We start from the raw sequence: 24,210 nt of genomic DNA, 5'->3' as shown, positions 1-24,210 counted from the left end.
TTAGTTCTCGAAGTAGCGACTGAGCAACGCGGCCACGACCATGACTACGACGAGCACGGTCGAGAGCGCGTTGATCGTCGGCGTCAATCCGGTCCGCAACATCGTGTAGATCTCGACGGGGACGGTGCTCGAGCCCGGCGAGATCAGAAACTGCGTCGCGGTGAACTCGCCGAAGGAGACGACGAAGGCGACGAAGAAGGCAGCAAGCAGCGCAGGCGAGATGATCGGCGCCGTGACGTTCAGAAACGTCACTGTCGAGTCGGCACCGAGCACGCGCGAGGCCTTCTCTAAGTCCTCGTCGAACGTCACCAGCTGTGACCGAACGAGCAGGAAGACGTATGGTACCGTCAGGATCGAGTGGCCGACGATCAGCGCCGGGTAGCCACTCGAGACGTCGACCATGCCGAAATAGCGGATCAGCGCGATCCCGGTGATGACCGGCGAGATGATCATCGGCAACAGCATGATCGTCGAGAGCTGCTGTTTGTACGGGAACTCGGCACGAACGAAGCCGACGGCCGCGGCCGTCCCGAAGGCGACGGCCAGCAGCGACGACGCGGTCGCGACGACGAAACTCGTCACCAGCGCGCCCAGTAGCTGGCTGTCGGTTATCAACTCGGTGTACCACTGGAAGCTGATTCCGTCGTAGGGAACCGCCGGGAAGCTCTGTCCGGTAAACGAGGTAAGGATGACGATCGCGACCGGAACGAGCAGGAACGCGTAGATACACACCAGGATACACAGCAGCGTCCCCTGGCGGACCAGGCTCGCTCGGCGGATAGACGATGTCACGCTCATAGGTTACCAAGCGCCTCCTGGAGGTCGAAGACGGCGTTGAACGCCGCGATAAACGCGACGAGCAAGACGGTGTAGATCACCGCCAGCGCCGACGCCAGCTGGATGTTGTACGCCTCGAGGAACGTCCGTGCGATCTCGTTTGCGATCATCGACTGTTCAGGACCGCCGAGGACGGCCGGGCCGAGGAACGAACCGGTCGCGAGGATGAACACGATGACGCCCGCGGCGACGATTCCCGGCGTCGACAGCGGGACGACGACCTCGTAGATCGTCCGGAGTTGGCCGGCGCCAAGCGCCCGGGACGCGTCGATCGTCTCGTGGTGGATCGCGTTCAGCGAGTTGTAGATCGGCAAGACGGCAAAGGGCAGGTACGCGTTTGCCAGTCCGACCACGACCGCCGTCGAGGTAAACAGGATGTCGATCTCGAGACCGACCTGGCCGAGCGGGCCCGTCGGCGAGAAGAACAACAGGAGGCCGAAGTAGCGGATGATGTATGCGATCCACAGCGGAACGACGACCAGGGTAAGCAGGAGTCGAACGCGGTCGCTTGCGAACACGAGGTAGTACGCGAGCACGTAGGCGAACGCGAGGGTTACGACTGTAGTCACGAACCCGTAGACGAACGACCGGGCGAACGCGTTGAGGTAGACGCCGCCGGTCGCACGCCGATAGGCGTCGAAGAGCCCGCCGCTACCGAAGTTGAGACTCTCGACGACCAGAAAGAGGATCGGAAATACGAAGAAAAACGTGACCCAGCCGACGCCGATCGCGACGAGGTGGCGGTTGCTGATGCGCTCCGTGAGCCAGCGAGGAACGGGGCTTCGCTCGACGACGACGCTCATACCACGACCACCGACTCCGAATCGAACGTGACGGTCACTTCGTCACCGACCGCGATGTTGGGGAACCGAGCGGTGTTTGCAAGCGCCGTCTCCCCGCTCTCGAGCGCGACAGTCACCTCGGTTCGGTTGCCCAGGTTCGCGATCTTCTCGACGGTACCGGGGAACGCGTTTTCGACGGTCGCCGCCGCGGTTGGTGCTGCCGAGGCCGCACCCGCAGTGGTCGTCGTTCCGCCATCGGCGGTCGCCGTGGCGGGTTCGACGTCGACGTCTTCGGGTCGGACGAACAGGCTGACCGCCTCGCCGTCGTCGTGGTTGGTGGCGCGGTCGTTGGTCCCGACGACGATCCGTGTCTCGTCGGTTTCGACGATCGGACGGTCGTCGACGCTTCGGAGAGTGCCGTCGAACCGGGTCGATTTGCCGACGAACGTGGCGACGAACTCGTTTGCCGGCTGTTCGTAGATCCGCTCCGGTGACGCGGCCTGCTGTTTCTGCCCGTCGTCGAGGACGATCACCTTGTCCGACATCGAGAGGGCGTCCTCCTGGTCGTGGGTGACGTACAGCGACGTAACGCCGAGTTCGCGCTGGAGCGTCATCAGCCACTCCCGCATCTCCTCGCGAAGAACCCGGTCGAGACCGGTCAGTGGCTCGTCGAGCAGGAGGATGTCGGGTTCGTACGCGAGCGCTCGAGCGAGCGAGACCCGCTGTTGTTGGCCGCCGGAGAGTTCGTCGGGATGGTGGTCGCCGTGGTCGGGGAGGTCGACGAGTTCGAGGAACTCCTGGACCTGCGTGTCGCGTTCCTCTGCATCGTAGCCGTGCATTCGGAGGCCGTAGGCGATGTTTTCCCGAACGGTCATGTGTGGGAACAGTGCCGTACTCTGGAACGCCATCCCGATGTTTCGGTCCTCAGGTGCCAGATCCGTGACGTCCTCGCCGCGGAGCTTTACCTGTCCCTCGGTCGGCTCTCGGAGGCCGGCGATCATGTGTAACAGAGTCGTCTTCCCACAGCCCGACGGTCCCAACAGCGTGACGAAATCGCCTTCGTCGATGTGGAAACTGACGTCGTCGACGGCGAGCAACTCTCCGTAGTACTTCGTGAGTCCGGTGACTTCGAGCATCGTTGGTTACCCCTGTTTGACTTCCTGGAACCGTTCGGACCACTCGTCTTGCAGCGGCAGGATCTGCGACCAGTCGCGAAACGCCAGATCGTCGACGGGTGCGTAGTCGGGGAGGTCAGTCATCGCTTCGGGCGGATCCTCCATCTGTACCGTGTAGTTCATCATATCCGACATATCGATCAGGTTCTCCCGTTCGTAGGTAAAGTCCAACAGCTCGTGGACGGTCTCTCGGTTCTCCGTCCCCTCGACGATCGCGAGCGTGTCGGTCCAGGCCATCGCCCCTTCGTCGGGCATGACGTACTCGATGTGATCGTACCCCTCCTCCTGAAGCGCGAGGACGCGCCCGCCCCACGCTTCACAGACCGTCGCGTTCTCCTGGCGGAGATACTGGATCGACGTCGCGCCGTCGGACCAGTAGCTAAAGCAGTTCTCGTTCTGTGCTTCGGCCTCTTCGATCACGTCCTCGAAGAGGTCGTCGTCGTCGGCCGCGTCGTTGATGTCGGCGTCGATCGCGACCGCGCAGTTCGAGAACCGATCGACGGCCCGATCGAGCAAGGCGAGTTCGCCGTCGAACTCGTCGTCTTTGATATCGTCCCACGAGGTGAGCTCGCGGTCGACGAGCTCGGTGTTGTACGCGTAGCCCGTCGCGCCGTTTTCACGGATCAACCCGATCGTGTCGCCGTCCTCGACGAGGAACGTCAGATCCTGGGCTCCCTCACGGATGTTGTCGGAGTAGTTTGGAACGTCGTCGACGTCGATCGGCTCGAGGATGGGTTCGTCTTCGGCCGCCGCCTGTGCCATCCCCGTGTCGTTGAGCGCGACGATGTCGAACTCGCCGGGGTCTGGATCATCGAGATCATCTCCGTCGTCCCGCCGGCCGACGTTCCTTCGACGCTGTACTCCGAATCTTCGGCCCAGCGTTCGAAGATCTCCATCTGTGCCTCCTGGGTGTTGCCACCGAAGCCGAGGAATCGAAGGGTGTCCGAGCCGCCACCGAGACAGCCGGCGACACCGGCGAGTGATCCCGCGCCGATCGTCGCCAGCGCCGTCCGCCGTGTTACCATGTTACGGTCATGCATGGGTCTGCTATCCTGTATGATAAGGGTGCATATAATTCTACCGCACAGTCCAATATTGAGGTGACTATTTCAAAATCTCTCCGAAATATCTAAGTGAGTTAGGAAGTATTGGTATCTATACGTCTCTCGCTACGGACGAGGGAGAACTAAACAGCCATGGACTGCACTGCTGACCGAGGAGTGGATACTGTCGAACCGACAGCGACCGACGCCGTCGAGTACCGCGTCGACGGCGACGTCGCCACCGTTACGTTGACTCGCCCGGACCGGCTCAACGCCGTCACGAAGGAACTGTACGCAGGCCTGCTGGGCGCACTCGAGCAGGCAAGCGCGGACGAGGCTCGCGTGATCGTCCTTCAAGGGGCGGGACGTGCCTTCTGCGTCGGCGCTGACCTGAAAAACCACGACGAGCGCGATCGGACCGCCGCGGAAAAGCGTGAGTACGCCTGGGCCGCCCAGCACGCCTGTCGGGCGATCCAGACCCACGAGCGGCCGGTGATCGCGAAAGTACAGGGATACGCGATCGGTGCCGGCGCCGAGATGGCGCTCAGCGCGGACCTGATCGTGATGGCCGACGACGCCGAGATGCGCTTCCCCGAGGCCGGAATCGGCACCTACGTGGGCGGCGGCGTGACCTACCGGCTCCCCGAGCGGGTCGGTACCGCGACGGCGAAACGCCTCCTTCTCACCGCTGCCAGCGTCGGCGGCGAGGAGGCCGCGGAGATCGGCCTCGTCGACGAGACCGTCCCCGCTGCCGACCTGGACGCCGCCGTCGACGACCTCGCGGGCGAGATCGCCGGCAACGCGCCGATCCCGGTCGCGTTCGCGAAAGAACAGTTGAACCGGCGACCGGACGATCCCGAGCACGCCCTGACCGCGGAGGTCGACGCGCTGTTGACCTGTATGGAGACCGACGACTGGCAGGAAGGGGTCGACGCGTTCGCCGAGGACCGCGAGCCGATCTTCGAGGGGCGATAACCATGCGGGAACCGATCGATCGCGTCCTCGAGCCGTCGTCGATCGCCGTCGTCGGCGCCTCGACCGACCCCTCGAAGCGCGGCCATCAAGCCATCGAAACCCTCCAGAACGGCGGATACGACGGGACGATCTACCCTGTCAACCCTTCCGCCGACGAGATCCGCGGCCTCGAGGTCTACGCCTCTATCGCCGACGTTCCCGAGCCCGTCGATCTCGCGTTGATCGTCGTGCCGGGTCCGGTCGTTCCGGCCGTCCTCGAGGAGTGTGGCGAGGTCGACGTGGGGGGAGCGGTCGTCGTCGCCGTCGGCTTCGGCGAGACGGACGACGAGGGCGAGGCACTCGAGGAGGAGATCGTCTCGATCGCACGCGAGAACGACGTTCGGCTCGTCGGCCCGAACACGTCGGGCCTGATCAACGTCGCCGATGGGGCGAACCTCGTCGGCGCCGACGGCGTCCCCGAGGGTGATCTCGGCTTGCTCTGTCAGAGCGGGAACCTCGCGATCGCGCTGTTTACCGAAGCCGCCGGCCGCGAGGGTGTCGGCTTCAGTCACTACGTCGGCGTCGGTAACGAGGCCGACCTCCAGTTCGACGAGTACCTGCCCTACTTCGAACGGACCGACGAGACCGACGCCGTCGTCTGTTACGTCGAAGGCTTTTCCGACGGCCGGGCGTTCCTCGAGCAGGCCCACGAGACGACCAGGGAGACGCCGATCGTCGTCTGCAAGAGCGGCCGCTCGGACGTCGGCAAACGTTCGGCGAGTTCACACACCGGTTCGCTCGCGGGCGATGCGGCCGTCGCGGACGCAGTCTTCAGACAGGCGGGCGTCGTCAGCGTCGACCGCTCCGACGAACTGCTCGCGACCGCCGACGCCCTCGCCTCCCAGCCGCCGATCGACGGGGAAAACGTCGCGATCCTCGCCGACGGCGGCGGCCACGCCACGCTGGCCGCCGACGCGCTTGCCGACCGCGGGCTCTCGGTGCCGCCGCTGGCCGACGAGACCCAGCGACGGCTCGAGGACGTCCTCCCCGACGCCGCGAGCGTCCGGAACCCGGTCGACGTCGCCGGCGGAACCGACGACGACCCCTCGGTGTTCGCCGACTGTGCCGCGGCGCTGTTCGACGACCCGAACGTCGACGCCGTCTTGCTGTCGGGACTGTTCGGCGGCTACGGTGAGCGCTTTACCGACGACCTCGAGCCGATCGAGCGGACGGCCGCCCGCGACATCGCCGACGCCGCGGCGGCGACCGATACGCCGCTGGTCGTCCAAAGCGCCTACGAGAGCGCCGATCCCGACCCCCACGCGATCCTCCGGGAGAACGAGGTGCCGGTCTACGAGTCACTGGACATCGCCGTCGCCTGCCTGTCGGCGCTGTCGGAGTACGGCACCCATCTGCAGGTCGCCGACGAGAAGAGTTCGTTCGAACTGGACCGAGCGTCCGGCGACGAACGCGGCGGGATCCGCTCGCTCTCGGCCGACGCGTCCGGCCGGACGTTCTCGGAGTACGACGCGAAGGAACTCCTCAAGGAGTACGGTGCACCGGTGACGCCGTACTCCCTTGTCGAGAGCGCCGACGCGGCCGAGCGCGCGGCCGCAGAGTTCGACGGCCCCGTCGCGATGAAGGTCGTCTCGCCTGATCTGATCCACAAGACCGAAGCCGACGCCGTCGCCTTAGACGTCGCCGACGAGGCGGTCGGCTCGACCTACGAAACGCTTCTCGAGAACGCGCGAGCGTACGCTCCGGACGCCGCGATCGACGGCGTTCTGGTCTCGCCGATGCGAACCGACGGCGTCGAGGTGATCGTCGGCGCGACCCGCGACGAGCAGTTCGGCCCCGTCGTCATGTTCGGACTCGGAGGCGTCTTCGTCGAGGTGCTCGAAGACGTCACCTTCAGGGCCGCGCCGCTTTCCGAACGCGACGCGCGAGCGATGATAGACGAGATCGACGCCCAGGCGATCCTCGACGGTGCTCGCGGCGATCCCCCGGTCGATCGGGACGCACTCGTCGACGTCCTGCGTTCGGTCTCACGGCTCGTCGCCGACAACTCCGACGTCTCGGAGGTCGACCTGAACCCCGTGCTCGCAGGCGAAGACGGGGCCGAGATTCTGGATGCGAGCATCGTCCTCGAGGCCGCAGCCGAAGGTGGCGACGATGGACGACGGCGCGAGGAACCCGACGCGGTCGCCGACGGCGGTGACGGAGGTGTCGACGAATGACCGACGGCAATGTGGGTCCCGATGAGGACGAGACGCCGGTCCGGGTCGAACACCCCCGCGAGCACGTCGCCCGCGTGACCCTCGACCGACCGGACGCGATGAACGCCTACGACGAACCGCTCTTGCGGACACTCGTTTCCAGCCTCGAAGATCTCGACGCGGACGACGACGTCCGAGCGATCGTCCTGACCGGTGCCGGCGAGCGGGCCTTCTGCAGCGGCGTCGACCTCGAGAACATGCCGCTGACTCCCGACATGGACTTTTCGGACTACGAGGCGGGGCTCGGCCTGTTCCAGAACGTCGTTCGCACGCTGCGGACGATCGAGACGCCGGTCGTCGCCGCCATCAACGGCTACGCGCTCGGGGCTGGCTGTGACACCGCCCTGGCCTGTGATTTCCGGATCGCCAGTGAGAACGCGACCATCGGCGAGACGTTCATCGACGTCGGGTTCGTTCCCGGCGACGGCGGCGCCTACCTCCTGCCGCGGCTGATCGGCGAGGCCCGCGCGAAGGAACTGATCTTCACCGGCCGCCACCTCGAGGGCGAGGAGATCGTCGAGTGGGACCTCGCACGCGAGTGTGTCACCGCCGACGAACTGCTCGAGGCGGCCGAATCGTTCGCTGCCGAGATCGCCGCCCAGCCGCCGGTCGCACTCGGATTGAGCAAGTCACTGGTCAACGAAAGCGCCGACGTCGACCTCGAGACGGCCTTCGAACACGCCACGCGCGCCCAGCGGATCTGCTCTCAGACCGATGACCACACCGAGGCAGTCGAGGCGTTCGCCGAGGACCGCGAGCCGGAGTTTACGGGCGAATGAGCCTCGATACCGTCGCGCTCGTCCAGTTCGATCCGACCGTCGGTCCGGCCGACGACGGCACGCTCGAGCGGCTGTGCGATCGGATCCGGACGGTCGGCGCCGAGTCGGAGCCGGACCTGATCGTCTTCCCGGAGCTCGCGACGACCGGCTACTCGATCTTCGATCGAGTCGACGCGTACGCACAACCGGTTCCGGGACCGACGACGCGGGCCGTCGGGGACGCGGCCGCCGACGCCGGGGCCCACGTCTTGCTCGGAATGGCGGTCCGCGACGAGTGTGGCGTCCGAAACAGCGCCGTCTGGCTCGATCGGTCGGGGGCTGTCCGGGCACGCTACGACAAACGGAATCTCTGGGGCGACGAGCGGCCGGTCTTCCGCTCCGGTGACGACGTGCTCGTCCTCGAATGTGAGGGACGGACCATCGGCGTCCAGATCTGTTACGATCTGAACTTCCCCCAGCAGGCGGCCGCATTCGCGCGGGCGGAGATCGATGCGCTCGTCAATCTCTCCGCGTGGTCAGTGCCGATGGCCGGCGACTGGAACCGGCTCCTGCCCGCCCGCGCCATCGAGACCGGCGCGTACGTCTTCGGTTGCAACCGCGCCGGGGCCGACGGGGATCTGGAGTTGTACGGCCACAGCACGGCCTACGAACCGGACGGCTCGATCGCCGGCCGCCTCGACGCCGACCCTGGCGTCCTCGTCACGCAGCTGTCGGATGGGCCGCTGGAACGGGAGCGAGAACGAAATCCGATGCGGCGTGACCGACGCGACGACCGACCGGTGACGACCCGAATCACGATCGACTCCCCAGGGGACACGTGACGACTCGATCCGACTGGACCGAACGGCCGGCGACAATTGAGGGATATTTCAACCGATAGCAACGAACGGAGACTATGGCAGAAATCACACTCGACGAGACGGACTTTCGACTGCTTCGAGAGTTAGACGAGAACGGCGACATCGACGCCGACGAGATCGCCGACGAACTCGACATCAGCCAGTCGACCGTCTACTACCGACTCGAGAAGTACCGGGACCAAGGAATCCTGACCGGTCACGTCGCCCACCTCGACCGACACGAACTCGGACTCAGTATGACGGCGATCTCGGAGATCAAGACCGTTTACGGACCCGAAGCGAAGGAAGTCGGCGAGCGACTCGCACAGCTGTCCGGCGTCCAGCAGGTGTACTCGATGATCGGCGAGATGTCCTTCTACGTGATCTCTCACGTCCGCGACCACGACCACTTACAGTCGCTAATCGAGGAGATCATCGAAACCGACGGCGTCGAGAACTCCGCGACACACATCGTGTTGCGGACGTTCAAGGAGGAGCCGCGACTGCTGGTCAACTACGACGAGGACGATCTCGAGCAGCTCTTCAACAACTGATCGTCGAGGATTGCGGCCCGCTTCGAGTCGATCACTCGAAACAGGCGACCGGGTCCCCGCTGTCACGCGGATCGGGATCGAACTCGGGCTCGTTCGCGATGCCACCGTATCGGGCCCGGAGCACGACGTTCTCGTCGACGTAGTACGTGACACGGGTGTCTCGCTCGGGTGGAAACTCGTCGTGTCGCGTTGCCGTCGAAAGCGTGTAGACGATCGACGCCAGGACGGCATCGCGTTCGGACGTCGAGTCGATTGTTTCCGCGTGGCGGTCCTCGAGTCGAAACTCGAACGACCGCGTCTGTGCGCCGTATTCCTCGATGAACTCGTTTCGCCGGTACGCCGTCTCGAACTCGTGGACGAACGTCCCGACGTCTTCGGAAAGCGGTGTCGGCGGCTCGGGATATGCGGCCGGCTCGAGGGCCTCCTCGAGAAGCTGTTCGGAGGGCTCGGGGCGGTCGACGTCGTCGCAGTCGTAGTCGTCGGTGGACACGGCTCCGGAGTCGGGGGCTTCGTCCGATCCCGTGAACCGGTTCTCGAAACAGCCCGCGAGAACGGCGGAGGACGGAAACACCGACGCGAGAAGGGCACGGCGGGAACCGGAAATGCGCATACCGTAATGTCAGTAATGAATTATATGTATGTTTCGTATTCAACCCGAGTGATAGCACCGACGGCAGATTCGACTGATCGACGACAGTAAAACGGCAACAGAGTGCGAGGGCGGGGCTATGGCGACGGCCGTTACTCCTCGTCTTCGAGGAGTCGATCGACCATCTCGTCGGGATCGAACCGCTCGAGATCGTCGTACCCTTGCCCGACGCCGAGGAAGAGAATCGGTTTTCCGGTGACGTGGGCGATCGAGATCGCTGCGCCGCCGTTAGAGTCGGCGTCGGCTTTCGTCAGAATCGCGCCGTCGATCTCGGCGGCCTCGTTGAACTCGCGAGCCCGGTTGACGGCGTCCTGGCCGGCGACTGCCTCGTCGACGAACAGCGTCATGTCGGGGTCGACGACCCGATCGATCTTCTCGAGTTGGTCCATCAGTCCCTCGTCGGTGTGGAGGCGACCGGCGGTGTCGCCTAACACGACGTCGATGTCGTTGGCCTCGGCGTACTCGACACCGTCGTACAGCACTGCAGCGGGGTCTCCACCCTGTTCGTGCGTGATCAGCTTCGTATCGAGCGCCTCGGCGTGTTCCTCGATCTGCTCGTTGGCTCCCGCACGGTAGGTGTCGCCGTTTGCCATCACCGTCGAGTACCCACGCTCCTCGAAGTAGCGGCTCATCTTGGCGATCGAGGTCGTCTTCCCGACGCCGTTGACGCCGGTGAAAACGATCGTGACCGGCTTGTCTTCGACGGCGATGCGCTCGTCGAAGTCGAACTGCCCGACGCTGATCACGTCGCGGATGGCGTCCCGGAGCGCGTCCTCGACGACCTCGACGGGCGAGGTCGTAAAGGTCCGCGTCTCGCCGACCAGATCGTTACGGATGTTGTCGATGATTTCCTCGGCGACGCCCATCTCGACGTCGCTCGAGAGCAACGCCATCTCGAGTTCCTGAAGCGGCTCCTCGATGTCCTCTTCCTCGATGACGAACTTCCCTTTGACGAGCGAACGGGCCTTGGAACCGAACCCGAGGCTGTTCCCGTCGTCCTCAGTGTCTTCGTCCGTTTCGTCGGCTTCGTCCTCGAGGTCTTGGTCGGGCTCCGGCGACGGCTCGGCGGCAGGCGGCTCTTCGGCCTCGGTCGCCTCGGCCGTCGACGACGCGCCGGACTCGGCGCTGGCTGTCGCTTCGGTTGGCGCTGCCATCTCGGTTTCACCCTCGCTCTCGGAAGCGCCGCTCTCGGCCGCCTCACCGGTAGTATCTGGGACTTCCGTCTCGGATGCCGTGTCGACGTCGTCGCTTTCGGTTTCGACGTCGACGTCGGCTGTTTCTGCGTCGACGTCCTCGAGCTCTTCGTCATCGACGTCCTCGACGTTCTCTTCGGCAGCCTCTTCGGCGTCTTTCCGGAAGCTCCCGAGTTTCTTCTTCAGGTTGTCAAACATGGTAGAAAACGGTCTCCGACGTTATTCGTCGGCGTCCGGCTGGCCCTGACCCATTCCCTGCATCTGCTGTTGCATCGCCTGCTGCTGGAGCTGCTGGGCCTGCTGCTCGAGCTCGCTGCTCTCGGTCTCGAGCTCGGCGATCTCGGCGTTGATCTCGTCGATGCGGTCGTCTAGGTTCTCCTTCTTGCTCTCGAGGGCGTCGACGGCGTCGTCTTCCTCGAGTTCGGCGGCGTAGTCGGCGCCGAGTTCGACGATCACTTCGTCGATGTCCTCGACGGTCGCACGGAGATAGGCACCGCCGCCGATCGGAACCTGCACCGTCGCGTCGGTGTTGAGGGTTTCGATGGCTTCGATGGCCTCGTCGGTCTCGCTTTTCTGTTGCTGGACGGCCTCGACGCTCTCTTCGAGGGTCTCGATCTGTTCTTGAATCTCCTGTAGCTCCTGGGATAGCTGCTGTAGTTGTTGCTGGCTCATTGGGAAACCTCCGTTAGTTCGATCTGCGTACGCTTCAGCCCGTGTTGACTTCCGAGTCGAGAAAGGACGTATTCACGGGCGACGTCCTCGTTTTCGGCATCGACCGTCGTTTCGAACGCCGCGTAACCGTCGCGGGCCTGAAACCGGCCGGTAACCGTAAACTGACTCATGGCTATGACTCCGGCAGGCAGTCGGAAGAATGTTCCTTTTACTGCTGGACAGAACGAGTGTGAGCATTCGCCGCCCCGGTCAGGCGAGAAATCGCCGCCGGGAAGCTAACGTCGGCCGACGTCCCGCTAGATATTCCCCGGCTGTCGACCCGAGGTGCCACCCATCATGCCGCTCGAGGAGCCTTTCGGTTTCGTGATCGCGTTCGGGTCGATCCCGTCGAACTCCTCGGGGAGGTCGCCGTCGGTCGCGTACTTGTACAGTGCCGTCTTCGCGATCGCGACGGCGGCGTTTTGGACCACGAGCAACGCTCCGACGACGAGCAGTGTCGGGACGACCGTGTAGACGAGCACCGAGCCGGGCTCTGCAGCCAGCAACAGCGGCGCGCCGATACCGACGGCGAGAGTCGCGAGGATCAGCGGAACGATCACGAGACCGATCCCGAGCGTGACGCCACCGCTTTCGCCCCAGGTCTCACGGAACGTGGTGACGCTCTCACGCAGCGACTCTCGGACCCCGCCGTCCTGGAAAACGATGACGGGAACGATGAAAAACGTCATCATGAACCAGGCAGCACCGGCGATCATCCGAACGATCTGGGCACCCCAGCCGTCCTGGCTCTCGAGGGCGCGAAAGATCATTCCGACGACGGCGCCGACGACACCCCAGGCGAGGATCGTTCGTTTCGACTCCCAGGCGCCCGCGAGTCCGTCACGGAGACTCGTCTGCTCGCCGCCGAACAGCTGACCGACGGAGTAGACGAGTGCGGCGCTGAAAAACGTCGAAATGGCGGTCGCAGCGAACAGTCCGAGAAACGACACGGCAAGACCGAGTACCGTAAACGTCGTCTCCCCGGTTCCATCGGAGACGGCGGCGAGCTGATCGAGAGCCGCCAGACCGAACGTCGTTCCGAGTACGACAGCGGCGACGCCGACGATGAGGACGCCCATTCCGGCGACGAGTGCGAGTCCGTACAACATCGGAAATGCGAGCAGCCACTTCTCGCGCCGGAGGATGCCGAGCGATGCCTTTGCGATCGCAAACCCGGTCTTGAACCGGGCGAATATCGATTGGAGGGCCATATCCGACCCATCTGCGTTCGCGATGATAAACATTAGTGATTAGTTTGAATGATGACAGTCCACACGGTGATAGCGGAGAGACGAACCGCTGTCCGTCAGTGTCAGCGCATCCGTGACTCGGACTGCGGTCGCGCCCGAAGGTCAGGACGGGGATCCGTACGAAGGCGAACCGATTTCACTTCGGCCTGCGTACAGTCGTCTATGAGCGATCGCGATCCGTCCGACCTGTTGCCAAGCGAACGAATGCGAACGCAGGCCCTTGAGGGCGAGGTCACACAGATCCACCGTGGCCACCGGTACGCCGAGGAGGGAGATACGTTTACCATCGAGGAGACGACGTTCGAGGTCACCGACGTCACCGAACGACGTCTCGGCGACCTGACGGACGACGACGCACAGGCAGAGGGGATGGACGACCTCGACGCCTATCGGGACCTACTCGAGCGGGCCCACGACGATTTCGAGTGGGACGACGACAGCGAGGTCGTCCGCCATCGGTTCGAACCGCGCTAACTTCGGGCGGGCCGCAGATCGTGGGTGTACTATAAGGCTGCCACCGCTGACCAGCGGTCAGCCTCGAGCCGCGACGCGTTCCGTCCCGTCGATCGGTTCCGACATTCGGACAGCATCGACGGCTCGTCGCGGAGCCCGGAGAAAACAGAAAGCGTCAGTCGAGATAGCCCAGCGCGTCCTCGATCCGGCCCAGTTCGGGCCCGGTCGTATCCTCGCCGACGACGTATCCCGACTCGTTGGCGATCAGTCCGGACCCGACAAGCGGCGCACCGTAGTTGACGGTGCCGACGTCGGCTCGCACGTCTAAGGCCTCCTCGAGGGCATCCAGTTCCTCGTCGGTCGCTTTGGGGTGACAGAGCACGCCCGAGTTCGTCGCGACCGCGGCCGTCCCGACCGTTCGGACACCGGCGAGGTCACCGCGCTCGACGGGTACCTCGAGGGTGTCTTTGACGATCTGGATCGTCTCTCGCGGGAGGTCCGGGTGGACGTACGCGCCGTAGTCGTTTGCGAGGACGACGTTGCCCGCGGCGTTGATGTTGCCTGGCAGTTCCGCGACGGGGACGTCGACCTGTTCTTCGAGTTCCTCGCGTTCGTACTCGAGGATACGGGAGCTGACGAGTAGCCCGTTCTCGTTACCCGTCGCTAACGCGCCGACCGTCGAGGAGCCGCCGACGGTCGTACAGATTGCGGGCACCTCGAGTTCGTCGGTCAGGTCGGCGACCACGTCGTCGTCAACGTCCGGACGAACGAGCACGCACGAGTCGGTCGCGCGGGCGAAGACGCCGACGTAGGCCGACCCGGCGAAGGCGAGCCGTTTCAAGTTTAGTCGGCGACCTCGGCCTCGACGACGGCCTCACCTTCTTCGTCGAAGCGGGCCGCACGGACGCGCAGCTTTCGCGGCGGGTTGGATCGGCCGTTCGACCAGATCTCCTCGTTGATCGAGGGATCCAGGCGGATGGCGTCCTCGTCGACCGCGAAGTGTTTCGCGAGGTGTTCACGGACGAGTCGCATCGCCAGGTCCGCGGCCTCGTGGTTGGCCCCCTTCTTGACGTCGCGCAGCGGAACGGTTACAACGCGTTCTTCGAAATCACTTGCACTCATGGTTACTCGTCAGTGTCGTTGCGCCGCCAGTTGCGTCGCTTCGGGTTCCGCTGGACTTCCATGTCAGTCTTCATCATGACCCAGGCCGGAACGCGGCTGTTCTGGTTCTCGAGTTTGGCAAGACGCTTCTTCTTGCCCTTCGTTTTCTTACCCATAGTAGCCGCACGTAGCCCGCGGTGGCTTAAAATCTTGTCCATCTTGAAGGCTAATCGTCGCCGCCGCCGTCGCTTGACCGGTCGTGACTGATCAGTACAGTGAAGTGATGACAGACACGAACGACTGACGGATGCGGACCTCGATCGAACGGTCGCTCGCGTTGCGGATGGGGATCGCAGTCGTGGCCCTCCCGGTAGCGCTTCTTGGATTCGTCGCTGCGATCTGGGCTGTTTTCGTCGGTCTCCTCCTGTTCTTTCGGATGTCGCTCTCGACCGCGACGACCGTCGCAGTCGTCCCGACCGTCGGGGTGGTACTGGCGGTCGCGTTCCTCGAGTCGTACGGCACCTCGATGAGCGACCGCGCCGGGAACGCGACGCCGGTGTCGCCTGAAGACGAGCCCGAACTGCACGCGACGGTAAACCGCGTCGCGTCGATGCTCGACGTCCCGAAACCGACGGTCGCCGTCTCGGACAGTCCGGCACCTGAAGCGATGGTCGTCGGGACCCGGCCGTCGTCGGTTCGGCTCGTTCTCTCGAGGGGAACACTCGAGGCACTCGACGCCGCGGAACTCGAGGCGGTCGTCGCACACGAGCTGGCCCACGTGAAGAACCGTGACGCCGCGGTGATGACCGTCATCTCGGTGCCGACGGTGCTCGCGGTCGGTCTCGTTGCTCGGTTTCCGGAACTCTCACGACGTGATCTCACGACCGCCGTTGCCCTCGCGATCGTCGGTCTCGTCGGTGCGGTGGTCACCCGATCGATCGTCGCCGTCTGCTCTCGAACGCGGGAACTCGCGGCCGACAAGGCGGCCGCCGAAGTGCTCGGCTCGGGTGCGCCGCTGGCGAGCGCGCTGCGGACGCTGGATCGTCGGATCTATGAGACGCCGTCGGAGGACCTCCGTGATGTCCGCTCGGTATCGTCGCTGTCGATCCTCCCACTCGAGTCCCGCGACGAGCCGCTGACCTACTGGGAGGAGGCCGAGACGGAGCCGTTCCTGTGGTCGATCCGGCGGCCGCTCTCGCGGTTGTTTCGAACGCACCCGCCGACGGAGGAGCGCATCGAACGGCTCGCGGCGGCGGAGTCCGATCGTGCGGCCGATCACGGCACGACGCGGCGCTCGAGATAGCGAGTGGCGGCCTCGAGGGTCGTCTCGCTCGGCTCGGTCGTATACGTCCACCCGTCGACGCCCTCGAGGCCGTCGTGGCGGGAAAACGCGTCGTGATCGTAACAGCCGGTGCCGTGGAATCGGGTGCCACCGCCGAGTTCGTCCGGTCCGGCGTAAGCCGTTGCCAGCGGCGAGACTCGCATCGTTCCGTCGTCGACGCGCACGGCGGCTCCGAGGTCGTGATCGCATCGCGAGCCGCCAACCGATTCGGCGACGGCGTTCGAAACGAACGTGTGTAGGACCTCGTGAATCGCCATATTCCGCGTGACTGCACGCGAGTCCCACCGTTCCGTTGCGCCGACGTTGGCGACGGTCAGCGCGTCGCCGGTTGTCCCCCCGCTATCGTCCCCGACGAGGGCATTTGGCGAGCGCGTCCCCCCATAGCCGATCCGGTGGTTGAGCGGCGCCCAGCACAACAGCAGGTGACAGGTCGCTCCCGTGAGCGCGCCTCGTTCCCGGAGCCGATCGCGAAACCCCTCGAGTACCGTCTCGAGTGGGGGGACGACGACGTCCGACGGTCGCGACACCGCCGATTGCGGGAGACGGACGAGATCGCCGCGGTCGACGCTTACCGCGAACTCCCCGAGTCGGTTGCGTTCGTTGGCGTAGTCGCGGATCGCCTCGAAAGCGCTCTCGACGGCCTCGAGTGACTCCTGGTGGGCCGACGTCCAGTGGTCGGTCACGCCGTCGGTCCCGCTCCGGAGACGAACCCGAAACGGAACCGGGCCGGGATAGACACGGACGTGGACCGGCGCGTCGGGGACAGGCGAGCCGTCGGCGAGCCCGTCGGACTGGTCTCGACGGGCGCTCGAGACGAACCCTGCACCGCCGACGGCGGCAAGCAGTTCCCGACGCGTGATCGGCGGCTCGCCGTCCCGATCGATCGACGCCATCGTATTCACTCGCTACGATGGGCACCGGCATCGGTGGCGACCCTGCACGTTCTGCCCGTCTTATAAGATCGAACACAGCGGCTCGCGGAGGGGTTCACCAGGGTTCGACCGACTCGCTACTCGAGGGAGAACGATTCGACCGTCGAGTACAGCGGTCCCGCGTCGGTGAGGACGCTCTCGGTCAACTGAACTTCCTCGACGGTCATCTCGCCGATCGTCGGCTCTCGCTCCTGGACGAGTTCCTGAACGAGGTCCTTGCCGCCGGCGTGTTCCATCCGAGCCAGCGTCACGTGAGGCGTGAACTCGTGGGATTCCTCCTCGAACCCCATCGCCGTCGTTCGCTCCTCGACGGCCTCGTGGAGCCGGGTGAGTTTCTCGCCGCCGGTCTCGGTGCCAAACCAGATGACGCTGATGTAGTCGAGACTCGGAAAGACGCCCAGTCCGCCGAAACGAACGGGGAAGGGGTCGACGTCGGCGTCCTCGATGGCAGCCTCGAGTTCGCGCTCGAGGTCGGGGAGACGGGTCTCGTCGACGTCGCCGAGGAACTTCAGGGTGACGTGAGCCTGTTCGGGGTCGGTGAAGTTCAGTCCACTCGCGTCGGTGAACTCCTCTTGCAGGTCGTCGACCGCGTCCGTGAGGTCGTCGGACAGGTCGACGCTGACGAACAGTCGCATACTCGATCCCTCGATGGCCCAATACTCAATGGTGACGGTTGCTGGAGATGGAGCCCGTTAGGGACGCCGGTTATTCCGATCGCCGTCCGAACTCGCCCATGACAGACATCGCAGTCATCGGCGGTGGCATCGGTGGTCTCACCGTTGCCCACGAACTCGCTGAACGTGGACTCGACGTGACCGTCCTCGAGGCAGCCGACGGCTTCGGTGGGAAGGCCCGCTCGGTGCCGATCGCGGACGAACCGAAGGCGCTTCACGGCGAACACGGATTTCGGTTCTTTCCGGCGTTCTACCGTCACGTCATCGAGACGATGGAGCGGATCCCCGACGGCGACGGGACCGTCGCGGACAACCTCGTCGAGACCGAAGCGACGCTGATCGCAGGGACCGACGGCACCGACCGGATCGCCGAGACACGAACACCCGACTCGGTCCGGGACTGGCTCGAGGCGCTTCGGCCGGCGTTCGCCGACGACCTCCCCGCTGACGACGTCCGGTTTCTGCTCGAGCGACTGCTGTATCTGCTAACGGCGTGTGAACAGCGCCGCGAGGCGGAACTCGAGGAGACGTCGTGGTGGACGTTCATCGACGCCGAGAACCGCTCGCAGGAGTTTCGCGACCGGCTCGCGTACGCGACCCAGGCGCTCGTCGCGCTTCGACCACAGATCGGCAGCGCTCGGACGATCGGCACTATCTATCTGCAGTTGCTGTTCGGACAGCTCGATCCCACGCGGCCAACCGAGCGCGTCCTGAACGCGCCGACCAGCGAGGCCTGGATCGACCCCTGGGTCAGCTATCTCGAGCGCCTCGGCGTCGACCTCCGAACGGACGCGCCGGTCCGGCAACTCGCGTTCGACGGACGCCGTATTACGGGGCTCGTCCTCGCCGATGGGGAGACCGTCACCGCCGACGAGTACGTCCTTTCGGTCCCGGTCGACGTCGCCCCGACGTTCGTCACACCCGAGTTGAGACGGGCCGCTCCGGAACTCGCACGGATCGAACACCTCGATACAGCCTGGATGAACGGGATCCAGTTCTACCTCGCGACGGACGTCGAACTGACGCGGGGCCACCAGGTCTACACCGAGTCTCCCTGGGCGTTGACGTCGATCTCCCAACGGCAGTTCTGGAGCGGTTACGACCTCGACAGTCACGGCCCAGACGCGGTCGAAGGCGTCCTCTCGGTGATCGCCTCCGACTGGGAGACACCGGGAATCGTCTACGAGCGGCCGGCACGGGAGTGTACGCGCGAGGAGATCGCGACCGAGATCTGGGAGCAGCTGAAAGTACACCTAAACGGGAGTACAGTGCGTTTGACGGACGATATGCTCGTCGACTGGGTTCTCGACCCGGCGATCGTCGCGGCCGACGAGGGTGTCGCGAACCGCTCGCCGCTGTTGATCAACACCGTCGGCTCGCTGCGGAACCGTCCCCCAGCCGACGTCAGCGTCGAAAACCTCACCTTGGCAGGAGATTACGTGCGAACGAACACCGATCTCGCGTCGATGGAGTCGGCGAACGAAGCCGGCCGTCGTGTGGCGAACGCGATCCTCGACCGTCACGACTACCGAGCGGCGAGAGCCGAGATCTGGGACCTCGAGGAGCCGCTCGTGTTCGAGCCGTTCAAACGCCAGGATCGGATCCGATACCGCCTCGGGCTCCCACATCCCGCGGCGGTGACCCAGTCGCTTCGCACGGTAGTCGGGCGACGTGGGCGAAGCGGCTGATCCGGGCGTGGTCGCAGCCCTTAACAGTCGTCGTCGCCACATTCCGCCAATGACTGACCGAGAGGGCGATCGCGAGCACGATCACCGTTTCTCCGAGGGAGAGGGATTCGAGGATCCCTACGCGGAGTTCGATCTTGATCCGCCGGAACTCGACGTCGATCCGTCGAAGGTCGACCCCATCGACTCGCGTGTCGTCACCGACACGTTAGACGAACACAACATCCCAACCGAAGACGTCGACGCCAGCGAACTGCTCGACGTCGGCCTGAACTACATGCAGATCAACCGCTACGAACAGGCCACCGAGGCCTTCGAGCGGGTCGCTCAGTTCGCCGACGACGACCGCCTCGAGCAGGAGGCGTGGGTGAACAAAGGCGTCGCCCACGCCGAACTCGAGGAGTACGACGAGGCGATCGGCGCCCACCGCGAGGCGATCAACATCGACGGGGACAGCGAGCACGCGGCCACCGCGGAGACGAACCTCGCCTACGCGCTCTGGGAGTTCGGAGAGACCAGCCAGGCGCTCGAACACGCCGAACGCGCCGTCGAGATCGACGATCGCTTCGCCGAAGGCTGGTACAACCGCGCTTTCTTCCTCTCCGAGCGCGGCCTGGCCGAGGAGGCGCTTCACTGTATCGACAACGCGATTCGGCTGGGAATGCGAAACTCGCAGGTCTTAGAGGAAAAGGCCGAGATCCTAGAGGAACTCGGCGAGTACGACGAGGCCGAAGAGATCGCCGAGGAAGCAAACGAGATGCGCGAGCGCGCCGAACAGCGCGTGATGGAAGAGCGCAAAGAGATGCAAGGCCACGGCACTGCCGGTCAGGATATCCCACAACGTGGCCAGCAGGGCCAGCCGACCGACGCGGGGATCACGGACCCCGGCCGTGCCTCCGACCGCGAGCAGGAAGACTGGCGACTCGAGTAGATGATCGTCAAGGAACGACAAACCCAGAAGGGCTTACTGGTCGCCGTCTGTGACGAGGACGTCCTCGGCGAAACCTTCGAGACCGACGACATCTCGCTGACCGTCACCGAGGAGTTCTACGGCGGCGAGTCGGTCGAGGAAAGCGCCGTCGTCGACAGCCTCGCGAGAGCGACCGTCGCAAATATCGTCGGCACGCGAGCCGTCGAACTCGCCGTCGAGGAAGGCTTCATCGACGAGGCGAACGTGCTCGAGGTCGAGACGACGCTGCACGCCCAACTGCTGCGGATGGGATAGTTCTGACTACAGATCCGCCTTCTTGAATCGGTAGTAGCCGATCGCGACGGGGACGACTAGCCAGAACAGCAAGACGACGACACCGAACCAGTCCTGCAGGTAAAACGGCGCGTCGCCGGCGTAGCGTTCGGCTGGCGTCATCCCCGCCGCCTCGAAGTCCTCGAGACCGTACTGGAACGTAAACGGGAAGACGGTTCCCTCGATCGCGTTGCTTGCCATCGTGGTGTAGGCGGACATCGGATTGAACTGCTCGAGGACGAGATACCACGTCTGGGCTTCGACGGGCGGGCCTTCGTCGTGAACGAGGTAGTAGGGACCGGCCGTGACGAGTTCCCACAGGACGACGAAAATGACGTACACGCCAACGACGAGCGCCATCGACTTCCCCCGCGTCGAGACGGCAGCGGAGCTGCCGACGGCCAGGCCGGCGAAGGCGAGACCGAACAAAAGCGTGACCGCGGCGAACTCGAGCCAGTCGACGAACGGTACCGAGCCGAAGTAGACCGCACCCAACACGAGGGCAGCGAGAAAGGCGAGACCGATGGCGGTGCCGACGACGGCCAGCCGACCGAGCAGCTTCCCGAACACGACGTCGGTGCGATTCGGCGGCAGGCCAAGCAGGAGCTTGATGCTGCCCGAACGCCGCTCCCCGACGACGGCCATGTAGCCGGCGATGAGCGCGGCGATCGGGACGATCGTCTGCAACGGGAATCCCAGGAAGCCAAGCACCTCGGAGGCGGAGGCGTCTTCGCCAGTGTACCAGATCGCCGTGTAGCCGACGACGACGATCCCGACGAGCAGGCCAACCAGCGCCCAGAGCAGTTTCGAGCGGCCGGCGTCCTCGAACTCCTTGCGCGCGACGGTGCCGATGTGTGCGGTCATTCGGCCACCTCCGATCGCGCGGTCGCGGGCGTCGTCCCGTCTCCGTCCTGGCCCGAATCGGTCGCTGTATCCCCGTCGGTCAGCGTCGTAAACAGCGACTCGAGCGAGACGTCCTCGATACGGACGTCCTCGATCGTCGCGCCGGCGTCGTCGAGTGCGATCACGACATCGGCCTTCGCAGCCGAATCGGTGACCGTACACTCGAGAGTGCGACCGGAGACGGCGACGTCGGTGACGCCGTCGACGTCGTCGGCGACGTGACACAGTCCATCGGCGGCCTCGGCGATCGTGAGTTCCATCGTCGCACCGCCGCCGATCGATTCACGCAGCCCTGCGATGGTGTCGACGGCGACGAGTTCACCCTCGTTTAACACCCCGACCCGGTCACAGACCGCCTCGACGTGCTCCAAGATGTGACTCGAGAAGAAGACCGTCGTCCCGCGTTCGGCTTCCGAACGGACGAGATCCTGCATCTCGCGGATCCCATGGGGGTCGAGACCGCTCGAGGGTTCGTCCATGATCAGCAGGTCGGGATCGCCGACCAGCGCCATCCCGGTCGCCAGTCGCTGGCGCATTCCCTTGGAGTAGCCGCCGGCCGGCCGAGCGGCGTCTGCAGCCGAAAGCCCGATTCGCTCGAGGATCGCGTCCGGATCGTCGGCGGCGTCTTTGGTCTCGATCGCGAACTCGATATGGCGGCGGCCCGAGAGGCGCGGATAGATGTCGAACCCTTCCGGGAGGACACCGACACGAGGACTGATCGCGTCGGCTTCGGTCTGTGTGTCGTAGCCGAGTACCGTCGCCGAACCCGCTGTCGGACGGGTGAAATCGAGCAACATGTTGATCGTCGTCGACTTCCCGGCCCCGTTGGGGCCCAGAAAGCCGAACACCTCGCCCTCCTCGACGGTCAACTCGAGGTCGTCGACGGCGACGAGGTCACCGTACGTCTTCGTCAGCCCTCTCGTCTCTATGGCAGTCATCTACTGGCATAACACGAAATAGATACATAATTGACGGGTCAGCGTTTCAGACGGAGAAAGTGCCGGCTCCGGCGATACCGAACGCAAACGGTTCGTTTCGACTCGTTGTCCGACCACAGCAATCTTCGATGCAAACTACCTCCGTCTTATACTGTTGGACAGCACGATTCGACGATCGGTCGTGCGACCGCGGCCGTCCCGCGGGTGACGGCCGCGCGTTCGCGACCGACGGCTCACTGACTGCTGTCCGACAGTACTACTCGCCGCCGTTAACGGCTCCTTGAGGCGGGCTTAGCGCCCTATCTCACTGCTAATCCGGCGAGTATGAAAGAGGGGAGATAATAGTACCAAATATGTTTGGGAACACCGATATGCCGATCGGAAGAAAAAACTGGACCGGCAGGGGAATACGGACCGATCCCACCCCGACCCTGCCGAGGCACCCACCCACCTACCCACCCACCGAACCGATCTCTCCCTTCCCACCTTTCCCACCCCTTCGAAGCCGTGAACCACCGAAACGGACGGTTATCGACTTCGTAGACCGAAGGAGTGTTTTGTCTGGGGTTCCTGTAGACAGACAATGAGTCAACAGAACCTCGAGCCACTCGACGTCGAGGCAATCCGCGACGAGTTCCCTATTCTCGAGCGCGAGTTCGACGGCCAGCAGGTCGTCTATCTCGACAACGCGGCGACGACCCAGACCCCCGATCCGGTCGTCGACGCGATGAGCGACTACTACCGTCGGTACAACTCGAACGTCCACCGCGGGATACACCACCTCAGTCAGGAGGCCTCGATTGCCTACGAGGAGGCCCACGACCGCGTCGCCGAGTTTATCGGCGCGGACGGCCGCGAGGAGGTCATCTTCACGAAGAACACGACCGAAGGCGAGAACCTGATCGCCTACTCGTGGGGGCTGAACGAACTCGAGCCCGGCGACAGGGTCGTTCTCACGGAGATGGAACACCACGCCTCGCTCGTGACCTGGCAACAGATCGCTAAACAGACTGGTGCCGACGTCGAGTACATCCGGGTCGACGACACCGGCCGACTCGACATGGACCACGCCCGCGAACTCATCGACGACGACGCGGCACTCGTCTCGGCGGTCCACGTCTCGAACACCCTGGGGACGGTCAACCCCGTCTCCGAACTGACCGACCTCGCCCACGACCACGACGCGCTCGCGTTCATCGACGGCGCACAGGCGGTCCCCAACCGTCCCGTCGACGTCGGCGAGATCGGCGCCGACTTCTATGCTTTCTCGGGACACAAGATGGCCGGTCCCACCGGAATCGGTGTCCTCTACGGCAAGCAGGAACTCCTCGAGGAGATGGAGCCGTACCTCTATGGCGGCGGTATGATCCGCAAGGTTACGTTCGAGGAGTCGACGTGGGGCGACCTCCCCTGGAAGTTCGAACCCGGAACGCCACCGATCGCCGAGGCCGTCGGCTTAACGGCCGCGATCGACTGGCTCGAGGAAATCGGGATGGATCGCATTCAGGCTCACGAGGAGGAGTTGGCCGCCTACGCCTACGAGCGACTTGCGGCCGAAGGCGACGTCGAGATCTACGGTCCCGAGGGCGGTTCCGATCGTGGCGGTCTCGTCAGCTTCAACGTCGACGGCGTCCACGCCCATGATCTCACCTCGATTCTGAACGACCACACCATCGCCGTTCGCGCGGGCGATCACTGTACCCAGCCGCTGCACGACAAACTGGGCGTCCCCGCATCGACTCGAGCGTCTTTCTACGTCTACAACACTCGCGAGGAAGTCGACAAACTGGTCGCGGCCTTAGACGACGCGCGGCAGCTCTTCAGCTGATACTGCCGGACAGAACGATTCACCGATCGGTCGCGCGACTGCGGCCGTCCCAACGGGTGACGGCCGCGC

General features: G+C 64.6%; 28 protein-coding genes. 11 read left to right on the top strand and 17 right to left on the bottom strand.

Annotation, left to right across the window (positions count from 1 at the left end; genetic code table 11):
• Genes RBH26_RS10310 through RBH26_RS10290 form a run of 5 tightly spaced genes read right to left on the bottom strand, consistent with a single transcriptional unit; the run spans position 1 to position 3,834 of the window.
• Positions 1-798, bottom strand: coding sequence for an ABC transporter permease (locus tag RBH26_RS10310; protein WP_306758171.1), 798 nt, complete (start codon positions 796-798; stop codon positions 1-3).
• Positions 795-1,640: an ABC transporter permease gene (locus RBH26_RS10305; RefSeq protein WP_306758170.1), complete on the bottom strand. Its 846-nt coding sequence runs from the start codon at positions 1,638-1,640 to the stop codon at positions 795-797. Before RBH26_RS10305 ends, RBH26_RS10310 begins: the two co-directional genes overlap by 4 nt.
• Complete coding sequence (locus RBH26_RS10300) at positions 1,637-2,755, bottom strand: ABC transporter ATP-binding protein (RefSeq protein WP_306758169.1); 1,119 nt, start codon at positions 2,753-2,755, stop codon at positions 1,637-1,639. The genes RBH26_RS10305 and RBH26_RS10300 overlap by 4 nt, the downstream gene beginning before the upstream one ends.
• 6 nt (positions 2,756-2,761) lie before the next feature.
• Entirely contained in the window at positions 2,762-3,556 is a 795-nt protein-coding gene (locus RBH26_RS10295) for a PotD/PotF family extracellular solute-binding protein (protein WP_306758168.1), read from the bottom strand.
• Positions 3,454-3,834, bottom strand: a complete 381-nt coding sequence (locus tag RBH26_RS10290) for a hypothetical protein (RefSeq protein ID WP_306758167.1) — start codon at positions 3,832-3,834, stop codon at positions 3,454-3,456. The genes RBH26_RS10295 and RBH26_RS10290 overlap by 103 nt, the downstream gene beginning before the upstream one ends.
• A 180-nt stretch (positions 3,835-4,014) precedes the next feature.
• On the opposite strand from RBH26_RS10290, the gene RBH26_RS10285 reads away from it, so the two are divergent.
• The 5 genes from RBH26_RS10285 to RBH26_RS10265 all read left to right on the top strand — a co-directional run bounded on the left by RBH26_RS10285 (position 4,015) and on the right by RBH26_RS10265 (position 9,239).
• Complete coding sequence (locus RBH26_RS10285) at positions 4,015-4,812, top strand: enoyl-CoA hydratase/isomerase family protein (RefSeq protein ID WP_306758166.1); 798 nt, start codon at positions 4,015-4,017, stop codon at positions 4,810-4,812.
• A gap of 2 nt (positions 4,813-4,814) precedes the next feature.
• Entirely contained in the window at positions 4,815-7,028 is a 2,214-nt protein-coding gene (locus RBH26_RS10280) for an acetate--CoA ligase (RefSeq protein ID WP_306758165.1), read from the top strand.
• Positions 7,025-7,846 carry an enoyl-CoA hydratase-related protein gene (locus tag RBH26_RS10275; RefSeq protein WP_306758163.1) on the top strand — a complete coding sequence of 274 codons (822 nt, stop codon included), beginning with the start codon at positions 7,025-7,027 and terminating at the stop codon, positions 7,844-7,846. The genes RBH26_RS10280 and RBH26_RS10275 overlap by 4 nt, the downstream gene beginning before the upstream one ends.
• A complete protein-coding gene (locus RBH26_RS10270; RefSeq protein WP_306758162.1) occupies positions 7,843-8,667 on the top strand; it encodes a carbon-nitrogen hydrolase family protein in 825 nt (274 codons plus the stop codon). Before RBH26_RS10275 ends, RBH26_RS10270 begins: the two co-directional genes overlap by 4 nt.
• Before the next feature lie 74 nt (positions 8,668-8,741).
• Complete coding sequence (locus RBH26_RS10265; RefSeq protein WP_306758161.1) at positions 8,742-9,239, top strand: Lrp/AsnC family transcriptional regulator; 498 nt, start codon at positions 8,742-8,744, stop codon at positions 9,237-9,239.
• 31 nt (positions 9,240-9,270) lie between these two features.
• On the opposite strand, the gene RBH26_RS10260 is transcribed toward RBH26_RS10265, so the two are convergent.
• The 5 genes from RBH26_RS10260 to RBH26_RS10240 form a co-directional block, all read right to left on the bottom strand.
• The gene (locus RBH26_RS10260; protein ID WP_306758159.1) at positions 9,271-9,849 is read right to left on the bottom strand and encodes a hypothetical protein; all 579 of its coding nucleotides are present in this window, start codon (positions 9,847-9,849) and stop codon (positions 9,271-9,273) included.
• A 131-nt stretch (positions 9,850-9,980) separates the two neighbouring features.
• Entirely contained in the window at positions 9,981-11,279 is a 1,299-nt protein-coding gene (gene ftsY, locus RBH26_RS10255) for a signal recognition particle-docking protein FtsY (protein ID WP_306758157.1), read from the bottom strand.
• Between the two features lie 21 nt (positions 11,280-11,300).
• A complete protein-coding gene (gene pfdA, locus RBH26_RS10250; protein ID WP_306758156.1) occupies positions 11,301-11,753 on the bottom strand; it encodes a prefoldin subunit alpha in 453 nt (150 codons plus the stop codon).
• Positions 11,750-11,923 (bottom strand): 50S ribosomal protein L18Ae, encoded by a 174-nt coding sequence (rpl18a, locus tag RBH26_RS10245; protein ID WP_306758155.1) that lies wholly within the window; start codon positions 11,921-11,923, stop codon positions 11,750-11,752. The genes pfdA and rpl18a overlap by 4 nt, the downstream gene beginning before the upstream one ends.
• Positions 11,924-12,049: 126 nt before the next feature.
• A complete protein-coding gene (locus RBH26_RS10240; protein WP_306758154.1) occupies positions 12,050-13,003 on the bottom strand; it encodes a DUF6159 family protein in 954 nt (317 codons plus the stop codon).
• A 201-nt stretch (positions 13,004-13,204) separates the two neighbouring features.
• Between RBH26_RS10240 and RBH26_RS10235 the strand changes: the two genes are divergently transcribed.
• Positions 13,205-13,516, top strand: a complete 312-nt coding sequence (locus RBH26_RS10235) for an ASCH domain-containing protein (protein WP_306758153.1) — start codon at positions 13,205-13,207, stop codon at positions 13,514-13,516.
• 154 nt (positions 13,517-13,670) lie between these two features.
• On the opposite strand, the gene RBH26_RS10230 is transcribed toward RBH26_RS10235, so the two are convergent.
• Genes RBH26_RS10230 through RBH26_RS10220 form a run of 3 tightly spaced genes read right to left on the bottom strand, consistent with a single transcriptional unit; the run spans position 13,671 to position 14,772 of the window.
• The gene (locus RBH26_RS10230; protein ID WP_306758151.1) at positions 13,671-14,336 is read right to left on the bottom strand and encodes a translation initiation factor IF-6; all 666 of its coding nucleotides are present in this window, start codon (positions 14,334-14,336) and stop codon (positions 13,671-13,673) included.
• 2 nt (positions 14,337-14,338) lie between these two features.
• Complete coding sequence (locus RBH26_RS10225) at positions 14,339-14,617, bottom strand: 50S ribosomal protein L31e (RefSeq protein WP_306758150.1); 279 nt, start codon at positions 14,615-14,617, stop codon at positions 14,339-14,341.
• A 2-nt stretch (positions 14,618-14,619) separates the two neighbouring features.
• Positions 14,620-14,772 carry a 50S ribosomal protein L39e gene (locus RBH26_RS10220; protein WP_006092547.1) on the bottom strand — a complete coding sequence of 51 codons (153 nt, stop codon included), beginning with the start codon at positions 14,770-14,772 and terminating at the stop codon, positions 14,620-14,622.
• Between the two features lie 131 nt (positions 14,773-14,903).
• On the opposite strand from RBH26_RS10220, the gene RBH26_RS10215 reads away from it, so the two are divergent.
• Positions 14,904-15,899 carry a M48 family metalloprotease gene (locus RBH26_RS10215; RefSeq protein ID WP_306758149.1) on the top strand — a complete coding sequence of 332 codons (996 nt, stop codon included), beginning with the start codon at positions 14,904-14,906 and terminating at the stop codon, positions 15,897-15,899.
• On the opposite strand, the gene RBH26_RS10210 is transcribed toward RBH26_RS10215, so the two are convergent.
• Together RBH26_RS10210 and thpR are read right to left on the bottom strand one after the other, a co-directional pair.
• Positions 15,872-16,831 (bottom strand): hypothetical protein, encoded by a 960-nt coding sequence (locus tag RBH26_RS10210; RefSeq protein WP_306758148.1) that lies wholly within the window; start codon positions 16,829-16,831, stop codon positions 15,872-15,874. The two genes, RBH26_RS10215 and RBH26_RS10210, sit on opposite strands and share 28 nt — an antisense overlap.
• A 116-nt stretch (positions 16,832-16,947) precedes the next feature.
• Positions 16,948-17,505: an RNA 2',3'-cyclic phosphodiesterase gene (gene thpR, locus RBH26_RS10205; RefSeq protein WP_306758147.1), complete on the bottom strand. Its 558-nt coding sequence runs from the start codon at positions 17,503-17,505 to the stop codon at positions 16,948-16,950.
• A gap of 98 nt (positions 17,506-17,603) precedes the next feature.
• On the opposite strand from thpR, the gene RBH26_RS10200 reads away from it, so the two are divergent.
• Genes RBH26_RS10200 through RBH26_RS10190 form a run of 3 tightly spaced genes read left to right on the top strand, consistent with a single transcriptional unit; the run spans position 17,604 to position 20,454 of the window.
• Positions 17,604-19,232 carry an FAD-dependent oxidoreductase gene (locus RBH26_RS10200; protein ID WP_306758145.1) on the top strand — a complete coding sequence of 543 codons (1,629 nt, stop codon included), beginning with the start codon at positions 17,604-17,606 and terminating at the stop codon, positions 19,230-19,232.
• A 49-nt stretch (positions 19,233-19,281) separates the two neighbouring features.
• On the top strand, positions 19,282-20,160 hold the full coding sequence (locus RBH26_RS10195) for a tetratricopeptide repeat protein (protein WP_306758144.1): 879 nt from the start codon (positions 19,282-19,284) through the stop codon (positions 20,158-20,160).
• Positions 20,161-20,454, top strand: a complete 294-nt coding sequence (locus RBH26_RS10190; RefSeq protein ID WP_306758143.1) for a DUF424 family protein — start codon at positions 20,161-20,163, stop codon at positions 20,452-20,454.
• 6 nt (positions 20,455-20,460) lie between these two features.
• Here RBH26_RS10190 and RBH26_RS10185 read toward each other — a convergent pair whose 3' ends face one another.
• Both RBH26_RS10185 and RBH26_RS10180 read right to left on the bottom strand, forming a co-directional pair.
• Positions 20,461-21,336, bottom strand: coding sequence for an ABC transporter permease subunit (locus tag RBH26_RS10185; protein WP_306758142.1), 876 nt, complete (start codon positions 21,334-21,336; stop codon positions 20,461-20,463).
• Positions 21,333-22,313 carry an ABC transporter ATP-binding protein gene (locus RBH26_RS10180; RefSeq protein ID WP_306758141.1) on the bottom strand — a complete coding sequence of 327 codons (981 nt, stop codon included), beginning with the start codon at positions 22,311-22,313 and terminating at the stop codon, positions 21,333-21,335. The genes RBH26_RS10185 and RBH26_RS10180 overlap by 4 nt, the downstream gene beginning before the upstream one ends.
• A 583-nt stretch (positions 22,314-22,896) precedes the next feature.
• Between RBH26_RS10180 and RBH26_RS10175 the strand changes: the two genes are divergently transcribed.
• Entirely contained in the window at positions 22,897-24,141 is a 1,245-nt protein-coding gene (locus tag RBH26_RS10175; RefSeq protein WP_306758139.1) for a cysteine desulfurase, read from the top strand.
• The last annotated feature ends 69 nt before the right edge of the window (positions 24,142-24,210 follow it).

It is taken from the genome of Natronolimnohabitans sp. A-GB9, from assembly GCF_030848565.1.
Classification (GTDB): Archaea; Halobacteriota; Halobacteria; order Halobacteriales; family Natrialbaceae; genus Natronolimnohabitans.
The sequence above is the reverse complement of the archived record's forward strand: the minus strand, read 5'-3'. Positions and strand labels throughout refer to the sequence as shown.

Coding starts and splice junctions, on each gene's coding strand:
- RBH26_RS10180 (WP_306758141.1), bottom strand. CDS start 22,313: ATGACTGCCATAGAGACGAGAGGGCTGACGAAGACGTACGGTGACCTC.
- rpl18a (WP_306758155.1), bottom strand. CDS start 11,923: ATGAGTCAGTTTACGGTTACCGGCCGGTTTCAGGCCCGCGACGGTTAC.
- RBH26_RS10270 (WP_306758162.1), top strand. CDS start 7,843: ATGAGCCTCGATACCGTCGCGCTCGTCCAGTTCGATCCGACCGTCGGT.
- RBH26_RS10310 (WP_306758171.1), bottom strand. CDS start 798: ATGAGCGTGACATCGTCTATCCGCCGAGCGAGCCTGGTCCGCCAGGGG.
- RBH26_RS10175 (WP_306758139.1), top strand. CDS start 22,897: ATGAGTCAACAGAACCTCGAGCCACTCGACGTCGAGGCAATCCGCGAC.
- RBH26_RS10185 (WP_306758142.1), bottom strand. CDS start 21,336: ATGACCGCACACATCGGCACCGTCGCGCGCAAGGAGTTCGAGGACGCC.
- pfdA (WP_306758156.1), bottom strand. CDS start 11,753: ATGAGCCAGCAACAACTACAGCAGCTATCCCAGGAGCTACAGGAGATT.
- ftsY (WP_306758157.1), bottom strand. CDS start 11,279: ATGTTTGACAACCTGAAGAAGAAACTCGGGAGCTTCCGGAAAGACGCC.
- RBH26_RS10210 (WP_306758148.1), bottom strand. CDS start 16,831: ATGGCGTCGATCGATCGGGACGGCGAGCCGCCGATCACGCGTCGGGAA.
- RBH26_RS10190 (WP_306758143.1), top strand. CDS start 20,161: ATGATCGTCAAGGAACGACAAACCCAGAAGGGCTTACTGGTCGCCGTC.
- RBH26_RS10240 (WP_306758154.1), bottom strand. CDS start 13,003: ATGGCCCTCCAATCGATATTCGCCCGGTTCAAGACCGGGTTTGCGATC.
- RBH26_RS10260 (WP_306758159.1), bottom strand. CDS start 9,849: ATGCGCATTTCCGGTTCCCGCCGTGCCCTTCTCGCGTCGGTGTTTCCG.
- RBH26_RS10265 (WP_306758161.1), top strand. CDS start 8,742: ATGGCAGAAATCACACTCGACGAGACGGACTTTCGACTGCTTCGAGAG.
- RBH26_RS10215 (WP_306758149.1), top strand. CDS start 14,904: ATGCGGACCTCGATCGAACGGTCGCTCGCGTTGCGGATGGGGATCGCA.
- RBH26_RS10275 (WP_306758163.1), top strand. CDS start 7,025: ATGACCGACGGCAATGTGGGTCCCGATGAGGACGAGACGCCGGTCCGG.
- RBH26_RS10195 (WP_306758144.1), top strand. CDS start 19,282: ATGACTGACCGAGAGGGCGATCGCGAGCACGATCACCGTTTCTCCGAG.
- RBH26_RS10290 (WP_306758167.1), bottom strand. CDS start 3,834: ATGCATGACCGTAACATGGTAACACGGCGGACGGCGCTGGCGACGATC.
- RBH26_RS10305 (WP_306758170.1), bottom strand. CDS start 1,640: ATGAGCGTCGTCGTCGAGCGAAGCCCCGTTCCTCGCTGGCTCACGGAG.
- RBH26_RS10225 (WP_306758150.1), bottom strand. CDS start 14,617: ATGAGTGCAAGTGATTTCGAAGAACGCGTTGTAACCGTTCCGCTGCGC.
- RBH26_RS10300 (WP_306758169.1), bottom strand. CDS start 2,755: ATGCTCGAAGTCACCGGACTCACGAAGTACTACGGAGAGTTGCTCGCC.
- RBH26_RS10280 (WP_306758165.1), top strand. CDS start 4,815: ATGCGGGAACCGATCGATCGCGTCCTCGAGCCGTCGTCGATCGCCGTC.
- RBH26_RS10200 (WP_306758145.1), top strand. CDS start 17,604: ATGACAGACATCGCAGTCATCGGCGGTGGCATCGGTGGTCTCACCGTT.
- RBH26_RS10295 (WP_306758168.1), bottom strand. CDS start 3,556: ATGGCACAGGCGGCGGCCGAAGACGAACCCATCCTCGAGCCGATCGAC.
- RBH26_RS10220 (WP_006092547.1), bottom strand. CDS start 14,772: ATGGGTAAGAAAACGAAGGGCAAGAAGAAGCGTCTTGCCAAACTCGAG.
- RBH26_RS10235 (WP_306758153.1), top strand. CDS start 13,205: ATGAGCGATCGCGATCCGTCCGACCTGTTGCCAAGCGAACGAATGCGA.
- thpR (WP_306758147.1), bottom strand. CDS start 17,505: ATGCGACTGTTCGTCAGCGTCGACCTGTCCGACGACCTCACGGACGCG.